The sequence below is a fragment of the Klebsiella sp. MS 92-3 genome (genome assembly GCF_000195655.1).
Taxonomy (GTDB): Bacteria; Pseudomonadota; Gammaproteobacteria; order Enterobacterales; family Enterobacteriaceae; genus Klebsiella; species Klebsiella pneumoniae.
Genome location: NZ_GL882724.1, coordinates 161,500 through 170,118, shown reverse-complemented (window position 1 = coordinate 170,118; position 8,619 = coordinate 161,500). Strand labels below are relative to the sequence as shown.

The window sequence follows — 8,619 nt, the reverse complement described above, 5'->3', positions numbered from 1 at the left end:
CCCCCCCCCCCCCCCCCAGGGGGGGGGGGGAACCTCACACCTGCGGTAACAGCCCGATAAAACTGCGCTTCTGCCGCGGCTGCGACATCATCTCCTCCAGCTTTTCGACGCAGGCTAAATAGTGCGGCGTCTTCTTATGCGCCAGCACCGCCTCATCGTCTTTATAGGCTTCGTAGATAAAAAAGCGGGTTTTCACCTCGGGATCCTGCAGGACATCAAAGCGCAGGTTGCCTGGTTCCCGCAGCGCGCCCTCGTGGTTGGCGCGAAACACCTCAAGAAACTCATCCACCCGCTCGGGTTTAATATTGATCTCCACCAGCGTCACGTTCATTTCAGCTCTCCCTGTTTTTCTTCCTGCCAGAACTGATACGCTTCCCGCGCGTTCAGATTCTCATGCACCACCTTTTTCACCGCCTTCAGCATCGCGCGCGGGGCGCTGGACTGGAAGATATTGCGCCCCATATCCACCCCGGAAGCCCCCTGGTCGATCGCCCGCCAGCACATCTCCAGCGCCTCATGCTCCGGCAGTTTTTTACCGCCGGCGATAACGATCGGCACCGGACAGCTGGCGGTCACTTTTTCAAAGCCTTCCTCAACGAAATAGGTCTTCACAAACTGCGCCCCCATTTCGGCGGCAATCCGGCTGGCCAGCGAGAAGTAGCGCGCATCGCGGGTCATCTCTTTGCCGACGCCGGTAACCGCCAGGACCGGCATACCGTAGCGATTGCCGGCGTCCACCAGTTTGATGATGTTATTGATCGACTGATGTTCGTATTCGCTGCCGATATAGACCTGCGCCGCCACCGCGCATACGTTGAGCCGCAGCGCGTCTTCCATCGCCACCGCCACGCATTCGTTAGAGAGTTCGCTCAAAATCGAATTGCCGCCGGAGGCGCGGAGCACCACCGGCTTATTGGTGGCCGCCGGTACCTGGCTGCGCAGTACGCCGCGGGTACACATCAGCACGTCGGTGTCGGCAAACAGCGGCGCAATCGACAGGTCGATACGCTCCAGCCCGGTGGTTGGCCCCTGGAAGTAACCGTGATCGAAGGCCAGCATCACCGTGCGGTTGCTGTGCGGATTAAAAATGCGCGCCAGCCGCGACTGCATGCCCCAGTCCAGCGAGCCGCAGCCTTTCAGGGTATACAGCGTATTCTGCTGCGGGCGGTCAATACCGAAGTCCTTCCCCTCTTTGATATCGTCTAAATCTGCCATCTCATCCTCCGTCAGAAGTCGTAGTTGTTGATGTTCTCTTTGCTGAACACCACGCGCTCCGGCAGCAGCACGATACCGTTGCCCTTCGCCTCATACTGGTAGCCCTGCACGCTGTTCGGTTCGACCTTCAGCGAGCCGATATCTTTCACCTCAACGCTGTCGCCCACGTTAAGATCGCCCTTTTTCAGCAATCGATCGGCGACGTTAACCGCAATTTTTCCCTGCTGAACCACATCCCACAGGCCGAACGCTTTCACCGTGCCGCGCTCAACGTACGGACGCATCACGTTCGGCGTACTAAAGCCGACAATCGCCACGCCCTGACGCTTGAGGTTCTCTGCCGCCTGCGCCGCCGCCGGCAGCGCATTGGCATCCGGCGCGATAATGGCGTCGAGATCCGGATACGCTTTTAAGATCCCCTCGGCGGTTTGCAGCGATTTGGTGGCATCGTTATAGCCAAACTGGGTGGTGACGATTTGCCACTGCGGATGTTCTTTTTCGATTTTGGCTTTGGCTTCCTTCACCCATTGGTTCTGGTCGGTCACCGTCGGGCTGGAGTAGAAAAACGCTACCTTGGCAGTAGGCTTCGTCACCTGCTTTTCCGCCATCTCGACCAGCAGGCCGCCAAGCTGCTGCGGCGTGCCCTGATTGATATAGATGCTGCGGCACTCCGGCCTGGTATCGGAATCCCAGGTCAGGACTTTCACCCCGCGCTGCATCGCCCGCTTCAGCGCCGGACACAGGCCGTCCGGCGAGACGGCGGAAACGATAATCGCGTTGTAGCCCTGGTTGACGAAGTTGTTGATAAGCTGCACCTGGCCGGAGACGCTGGGCTCGGTTGGGCCGTCATAGGTGACATCCACGCCCAGCGCTTTCCCCGCCTCTTTCGCGCCGTTGCCGCCGCTGGTAAAGAAGCCGACGCCGACCAGCTTAGGAATAAAGGCGATGCGGTCCGCCGCCTGCGCGGTAACCACGCTCATCGCCAGCGCCAGCACGATCAGTTTTAATTTCATTTTATGCTCCGATTGTTTTATGCGAGAAAAGACGCCGCCAGGTCGCGCGCACCCATTCACGGTGCAGGCTCAGCGAACGCCCCATCACCACCACAACCAACAGCGCCCCTGACAGCGCGCTCGACACCTGGTTGGGGATGCCGACCATCTGTAAACCCTGTTGCAGATACCCCACCAGCAATGCCGCCAGCGCGGTACCCAGTATCGATCCCGAGCCGCCGTAAATATTGGCCCCGCCGAGCACCGCCGCGGTCAGCGCCGGCATCAGCAGGTCGCGGCCTAAATCCGAACGTGCCGAGCCGAAATAGGAGACCATCACCAGCGCCGCGACCGCCGAGGCGACGCCCACCAGGCCATACAGCACGTACGGGATGCCGTTCACCGACAGCGCGGCATAGCGCGCGGCGCGCGGGTTTTGCCCGAGTAAAAAGAGGTGGCGGCCAAAGCGCCCGCGATGGGTCAGCAGCCAGAAGAAAAAGGTGATAATCGCGAACAGCACCAGCGGCAGCGGCAGTCCGGCGAGGGTTAAATTGGCGAAGGCGGTGAAGCTATCGGGAAAACCGCCAATCCCCTCGTAACCGGTCGCGCCGGCCATCCCGGAAAGCAGCAGCGCGCCGCCGCCATACAGATACAGCGTACCAAGCGTGATCACCAGCGGGCTGATGCCGGTGTAGTGGATCAGCGCGGCGTTGAATAACCCGCACAGCAGTCCCAAGAGCAACGTCAGCGATACCGCGAGCCACAGCGGCCAGCCCGCCTGGGCCATCACCCCGAGGGCGATGGCGCACAGGCCGATGGTCGAGCCCAGCGAAATATCGATCCCGCCGCTGATGATCACCAGCGTCAGCGGCAGCGCGACGATGCCGATGCAGATAAAGTCGCTGGTGCTAAAGAGCAGCATATTGAGATCCAGCATGCGCGGATTCAGCGCGCCGAACAGCAGGATCTCCACGATCAGCAACGCCAGCAGCGCGCTTTCCCAGTTAAGCTTCAGCTTCATTTAAGCCACCTCTTTGCTTTTGCGTTCAGGAAAGCGGGCAACCTGTTTCCCCCCTTTGTTACCGGGCTGGAAACGGCTGTACTTCAGCGCCCGCTGATGGCGGGCCAGCGCCTGACGCAGACGGCCATCGAGCACCAGCACGCCGAGCAGCACCAGGCCGGCGATAAAGTCGTTCCACCAGGCGGGAAGGCGGAACAGTACCAGTACGGTGTCGATTTGGGTGAGGAAAAAGGCGCCGAGAAACGCGCCAAGCAGCGTGCCGGTACCGCCGAGCAGCGAGATCCCGCCCAGCACGCAGGCGGCGATGGCTTTCATCTCCAGGCCGCTGCCGGTCTGATTAGGCACAAAACCAATCTGCGCGGCGAAGACGATCCCGGCGCAGGCCGCCAGCATACCGTTGAGGGTAAAGGCCAGCATCCGCGTGCGGTTGACCGCCACGCCCAGCTGGCGCGCGGCGGCGAGGTTATCGCCAACGGCGTAAAAATCACGACCAAAGGCGGTGCGCGACAGCAGCCAGCCGCCCGCCAGCAGCAGCGCCAGCACCAGCCAGCCCAGCGGCGACACGCCGATAAACGCGGGCTCCGAGAGCGATTTCAGGCTGTCGGGCAAGCCTTCGATCCATTTCCCGCCGGTCCACAGCAACATCACCCCGCGATACAACCCCAGCGTACCGAGCGTCGCGACGATCGCCGGGATGCGCAGCCCCACCACCAGCAGGCCGTTAAAAGCTCCGGCCAGCGCGCCAATCGCCAGCGCGAAGGCGATAGCCGTCGCCAACCCATAGCCGTTGTTCAGCGCCACGCCGACGGCGATGGCGCATAGCCCAACAGTCGAACCTACCGACACGTCAATATTGCGGGTCAGCATCACCAGGGTCGCGCCCAATGCCAGCAGGCAGAGGATTTGCGAGCTGGAGAAAATCATCGCCAGGGTCTGCAGGCTGAAATAGGCTGGATTGAGCGCCACCAGCACAACAAAGAGCGCCACGATGGCAAAGAAGGCGCTCAGTTCGCGATTCTTGAGTAACGTTTTCATGCCTGCCCTCCAAAGGCCAGGGTCATCATGCGATCGACGGTGACCGCCTGCCGCGCCAGCTCGCCGCTGTAGCGGCCCTGATGCATCACCAGCACCCGGTCGGCCAGGCCGATGAACTCATCCACATCGGAGGAGATCATCAGCACTGCCACATTTTGCGCGGCGACGCTTTTCAGCAGCTGATAGATATCGGCGCGGGCGGAGACATCCACGCCGCGCGTCGGCTCATCGACAATTAGCAGCAGCGGGTTGGCCTCCAGACAGCGCGCCAGCAGCACCTTCTGCTGGTTACCGCCAGAGAGAGTGCGCACCGGCTGATCGCCATCGGCCAGCTTGATCCCCAGCGCCCGGTGATAGCGCTCAACCACCGCCGCCTCCCGTTTCCCCTGCTGCCACCACGACGGCTGATTGAACATCACCGTGTTCCAGCGCACCGGCGCATCAAGAAACAGCCCCGAGACCTGGCGGTCTTCCGGCAGATAGACCAGCCCGCTGGCCAGCCGGGCGCGGGTGCTGTCATTGCTAATCTCGCGATTCTCCAGCCAGATCCGCCCGGCGCGCGGTGGACGCAGGCCGTATAAGGTTTCGGCAAATTCGGTGCGCCCGGATCCCACCAGCCCGGCGAGGCCGACGATCTCCCCGGCGCGGATCTCCAGATTGAGATCGATAAAGCCTTCTCCGGTAAGATCCTCCACCCGCAGCACGGGAAAATCCTGCGCCTGGGTGCGGCGGTTGCCCGGCAGCGCCAGCCACAGCTTTTGCGTGTCGCTCAGCGTATGGTCGCGGCTGGCCGGCGTCATAGCGCTAATCAGTTGCTCATCGCGGTAAGTTGCGGTCTCGCCGCTCAGCACTACCGCCCCGTCGCGCATCACCGAAATATGGCTGGCAAGCTGGCGGATTTCGGGCAGTTTGTGCGAGATAAACACGATCCCCACGTCCAGCGCCTGTAACGCGCGGATCTGGCTAAACAACCTCTCCGTTTCGCCCGGGGTTAAAGAGGCGGTAGGTTCATCAAGGATCAGGATCCGCGCTTCGCGCATCAGGCCGCGCAGGATCTCGACCATCTGTTGATCGGCTACCTCGAGCGTGCTGGCGCTGGCATCGAGGTTGATCTGGCAGTTCAGCTGCTGCAGTTTTTCCTGCAGTCGCGCGGTGGTATCCGCCCGCTTCGGCAAACGAAAGAGAATGTTCTCGCGCACGCTGAGGTTGGGAAACAGCATCGGCTCCTGCGGCACCAGATAGATGCCCAGCTGGTGGGCCAGCGCCGGGCTGAGGCGCGCAAACGCGCGGTCGCCGATCGTCAGTTCACCGCTATCCGGGGTTTCGACGCCGGCGATGATCTTCATCAGCGTCGATTTACCCGCGCCATTGCCTCCCATCAGGGCATGCACCTGGCCCGCGCATAGCGTAAAGTCGATGCCCTTCAGCACGGCAACGCCGGAGAACTGTTTGCGGATCTGGCGAGCTTCAAGCAGTGGCTTCATCGTCGCGCCTCGTTTGAACAAATGATTTTTAAATTTAATAATGTTCAAAAGCGTAGACGGTGAACTATATTTACAACCGTGCGAAGATCACAGTTTGGCGCTTTAGATCCTCAGGAAAAAATGGGCCAGCGATGAAAGATCCGTTTTGCCAGTCGGCTCACACTTTCCGGCCGCGCAATAGCGAACATATGATCTAAATTTTTATAAGAGTTCAATTTATGAGCGAAAAACGCATTACGGAAGAGAACCGCTACGCCGGGCTGGCGTTAGCCGAGGAAGAGCTGGTGGCGCGGGTGGCGTGGTGCTACTACCACGACGGCCTGACGCAAAATGACATCGGCGAGCGTTTGGGGCTGCCGCGGCTGAAGATTTCCCGCCTGCTGGAGAAAGGCCGTCAGTCCGGGGTGATCCGCGTGCAGATCAACTCGCGCTATGAGGGCTGTCTGGCACTGGAAAGTGAACTCCAGCAGCGTTTTGGCCTCAAGATTGCCCGCGTACTGCCGGCGCTCAACACCCCGCCGATGAATACCCGGCTGGGTATCGGCGCGGCGCAGTCGCTGATGGGCATTCTGCAGCCGGGACAGCTGCTGGCGGTCGGCTTCGGCGAAGCCACCATGAGCTGCCTGCAGCATCTCAGCGGCTTTATCGGCTCGCAGCAGGTGCGGCTGGTGACCCTCTCCGGCGGCGTCGGCCCCTATATGACCGGTATTGGCCAGCTGGATGCCGCCTGCAGCGTCAGCATTATCCCGGCGCCGCTGCGGGTCTCTTCGGCGGAGGTCGCCGAGATCCTGCGCCGTGAGTCGAGCGTGCGCGACGTGATCCTCGCGGCGACGGCGGCGGACGCGGCGGTGGTTGGCATCGGCGCCATCGATCAGCGGCGCGACGCGACCATCCTGCGCTCCGGCTATATCAGCGAGGGCGAACAGCTTATGTACGCCCGCAAAGGCGCGGTCGGCGACATTTTAGGTTATTTCCTGCAGGCCGACGGCAGGCCGGTAGAAGGACTGGAGATCCATCGGGAACTGCTCGGCGTGACCCTTGATGAGCTAGCGCAGCTGCCGACCATCGTTGGCGTCGCCGGGGGAGAAGAAAAAGCGCAGGCGATTTATGCCGCTCTGATTGGCAAGCGCATTAATGGCCTGGTAACGGAAGAGACAACAGCACGCGCGGTGCTTACCCTGGCCTCCTGACGGCCTGGCGCCGCGCGACAACAGCGAGGCGCATGTCATGAGTTACCTGTTAGCGTTAGATGCCGGGACCGGCAGCATTCGGGCGGTTATTTTCGATCTTAATGGCCGCCAGCTGGCGGTAGGCCAGGCCGAATGGAAACACCTGAGCGTTGATAACGTCCCCGGCTCGATGGAGTTCGACCTTACCACCAACTGGCAGCTGGCCTGCCAGTGCATTCGCCAGGCGCTCGACGCCGCCCGGCTCTCTGCCGCCGATATTCAGTCTGTCGCCTGCTGTTCGATGCGCGAAGGCATCGTTCTCTATGACCGCAACGGCGAGGCCATCTGGGCCTGCGCCAACGTCGATGCCCGCGCCAGCCGCGAAGTGGCGGAGCTTAAGGAGATCCACGACTATCGCTTCGAATCCGAGGTATACGAGGTCTCGGGACAAACCCTGGCGCTCAGCGCCATGCCGCGCCTGCTGTGGCTGGCGCACCACCGCCCCGATATCTACCGCAAAGCGGCAACCATCACCATGATCAGCGACTGGCTGGCGGCGAAGCTATCCGGCGAGCTGGCGGTCGACCCGTCAAACGCCGGCACCACCGGCATGCTCGATCTGTTCAGCCGCGACTGGCGTCCGGCGCTGCTGGATATGGCCGGGCTGCGCGCCGATATGCTGTCGCCGGTCAAAGAGACCGGTACCCTGCTGGGCGCCGTCACCGAAGCGGCGGCGCAGCAGAGCGGCCTGCGCGCCGGGACGCCGGTGGTGATGGGCGGCGGCGACGTCCAGCTCGGCTGCCTGGGCCTTGGGGTGGTGCGCGCCGGGCAAACCGCGGTACTCGGCGGCACTTTCTGGCAGCAGGTGGTCAACCTGCCGCAGGTGCGCACCGATCCGCAGATGAATATTCGTGTTAATCCTCACGTGATTCCCGGCATGGCGCAGGCGGAATCGATCAGCTTCTTTACCGGCCTGACCATGCGCTGGTTTCGCGACGCCTTCTGCGCTGAAGAAAAACTGATTGCCGAGCGGCTCGGCGTCGATGCCTATTCGCTGCTGGAGGAGATGGCCAGCCGCGTCCCCGCCGGTTCCCACGGCGTGATGCCTATTTTTTCCGACGCTATGCACTTTAAGCAGTGGTACCACGCCGCGCCGTCGTTTATTAACCTCTCCATCGATCCGGAAAAGTGCAATAAAGCGACCCTGTTCCGCGCGCTGGAAGAGAACGCGGCGATTGTCTCCGCCTGCAACCTCGCGCAGATCTCGCAGTTCTCCGGGGTGACATTCGACAGCCTGGTGTTTGCCGGCGGCGGCTCTAAAGGCGCGCTGTGGAGCCAGATCCTCAGCGACGTCACCGGCCTGCCGGTGCGGGTGCCGGTGGTCCGCGAAGCCACCGCGCTGGGCTGCGCCATCGCCGCCGGAACCGGCGCCGGGCTGTATGACGATATGGCCAGCACCGGAGAGCGGTTAGTGAGCTGGCACCGCGAGTTTACCCCAAATCCGCAGCATCGCGAGCTGTATCAGGAGATGATGAGCAAGTGGCAGACGGTGTACGCCGATCAGCTTGGCCTTGTCGATAGCGGGCTGACAACGTCGATGTGGCAGGCGCCGGGTCTGGAACGCCGCCAGCGCGTTGCGTCTTCCCCCTCACCCTAACTACCGGTTCCGCTCCGCCTTTCCCCCCCCCCCCCCCCCCCCCCGG

8 protein-coding genes are annotated in these 8,619 nt (G+C 62.1%); 2 read left to right on the top strand and 6 right to left on the bottom strand.

Features of this window, described 5'->3' with window-relative positions; all coding sequences use genetic code 11:
* Positions 1 to 34: 34 nt before the first annotated feature.
* From lsrG to lsrA, 6 genes are read right to left on the bottom strand one after another with little or no spacing between them, the layout of a single operon-like run.
* Entirely contained in the window at positions 35 to 331 is a 297-nt protein-coding gene (gene lsrG / locus HMPREF9538_RS23880; RefSeq protein ID WP_004181386.1) for a (4S)-4-hydroxy-5-phosphonooxypentane-2,3-dione isomerase, read from the bottom strand.
* The gene (gene lsrF / locus HMPREF9538_RS23885; protein ID WP_002917724.1) at positions 328 to 1,215 is read right to left on the bottom strand and encodes a 3-hydroxy-5-phosphonooxypentane-2,4-dione thiolase; all 888 of its coding nucleotides are present in this window, start codon (positions 1,213 to 1,215) and stop codon (positions 328 to 330) included. Before lsrF ends, lsrG begins: the two co-directional genes overlap by 4 nt.
* Before the next feature lie 11 nt (positions 1,216 to 1,226).
* Positions 1,227 to 2,228 carry an autoinducer 2 ABC transporter substrate-binding protein LsrB gene (lsrB, locus tag HMPREF9538_RS23890; protein WP_002917725.1) on the bottom strand — a complete coding sequence of 334 codons (1,002 nt, stop codon included), beginning with the start codon at positions 2,226 to 2,228 and terminating at the stop codon, positions 1,227 to 1,229.
* Position 2,229: 1 nt separating this feature from the next.
* Positions 2,230 to 3,228, bottom strand: a complete 999-nt coding sequence (lsrD, locus tag HMPREF9538_RS23895; protein ID WP_009484040.1) for an autoinducer 2 ABC transporter permease LsrD — start codon at positions 3,226 to 3,228, stop codon at positions 2,230 to 2,232.
* Positions 3,229 to 4,263, bottom strand: a complete 1,035-nt coding sequence (lsrC, locus tag HMPREF9538_RS23900; protein WP_004181392.1) for an autoinducer 2 ABC transporter permease LsrC — start codon at positions 4,261 to 4,263, stop codon at positions 3,229 to 3,231.
* Positions 4,260 to 5,747: an autoinducer 2 ABC transporter ATP-binding protein LsrA gene (lsrA, locus tag HMPREF9538_RS23905; RefSeq protein ID WP_004174224.1), complete on the bottom strand. Its 1,488-nt coding sequence runs from the start codon at positions 5,745 to 5,747 to the stop codon at positions 4,260 to 4,262. The genes lsrC and lsrA overlap by 4 nt, the downstream gene beginning before the upstream one ends.
* A 218-nt stretch (positions 5,748 to 5,965) precedes the next feature.
* Between lsrA and lsrR the strand changes: the two genes are divergently transcribed.
* Together lsrR and lsrK are read left to right on the top strand one after the other, a co-directional pair.
* Positions 5,966 to 6,937, top strand: coding sequence for a transcriptional regulator LsrR (gene lsrR / locus HMPREF9538_RS23910; protein WP_004144837.1), 972 nt, complete (start codon positions 5,966 to 5,968; stop codon positions 6,935 to 6,937).
* Positions 6,938 to 6,974: 37 nt separating this feature from the next.
* Complete coding sequence (lsrK, locus tag HMPREF9538_RS23915) at positions 6,975 to 8,573, top strand: autoinducer-2 kinase (protein WP_004149900.1); 1,599 nt, start codon at positions 6,975 to 6,977, stop codon at positions 8,571 to 8,573.
* Positions 8,574 to 8,619 lie beyond the last annotated feature (46 nt).

What these genes read in the sequence shown, in the direction of transcription:
- lsrG (WP_004181386.1), bottom strand. Translation starts at nt 331, where the DNA reads ATGAACGTGACGCTGGTGGAGATCAATATTAAACCCGAGCGGGTGGAT.
- lsrK (WP_004149900.1), top strand. Translation starts at nt 6,975, where the DNA reads ATGAGTTACCTGTTAGCGTTAGATGCCGGGACCGGCAGCATTCGGGCG.
- lsrC (WP_004181392.1), bottom strand. Translation starts at nt 4,263, where the DNA reads ATGAAAACGTTACTCAAGAATCGCGAACTGAGCGCCTTCTTTGCCATC.
- lsrB (WP_002917725.1), bottom strand. Translation starts at nt 2,228, where the DNA reads ATGAAATTAAAACTGATCGTGCTGGCGCTGGCGATGAGCGTGGTTACC.
- lsrR (WP_004144837.1), top strand. Translation starts at nt 5,966, where the DNA reads ATGAGCGAAAAACGCATTACGGAAGAGAACCGCTACGCCGGGCTGGCG.
- lsrF (WP_002917724.1), bottom strand. Translation starts at nt 1,215, where the DNA reads ATGGCAGATTTAGACGATATCAAAGAGGGGAAGGACTTCGGTATTGAC.
- lsrD (WP_009484040.1), bottom strand. Translation starts at nt 3,228, where the DNA reads ATGAAGCTGAAGCTTAACTGGGAAAGCGCGCTGCTGGCGTTGCTGATC.
- lsrA (WP_004174224.1), bottom strand. Translation starts at nt 5,747, where the DNA reads ATGAAGCCACTGCTTGAAGCTCGCCAGATCCGCAAACAGTTCTCCGGC.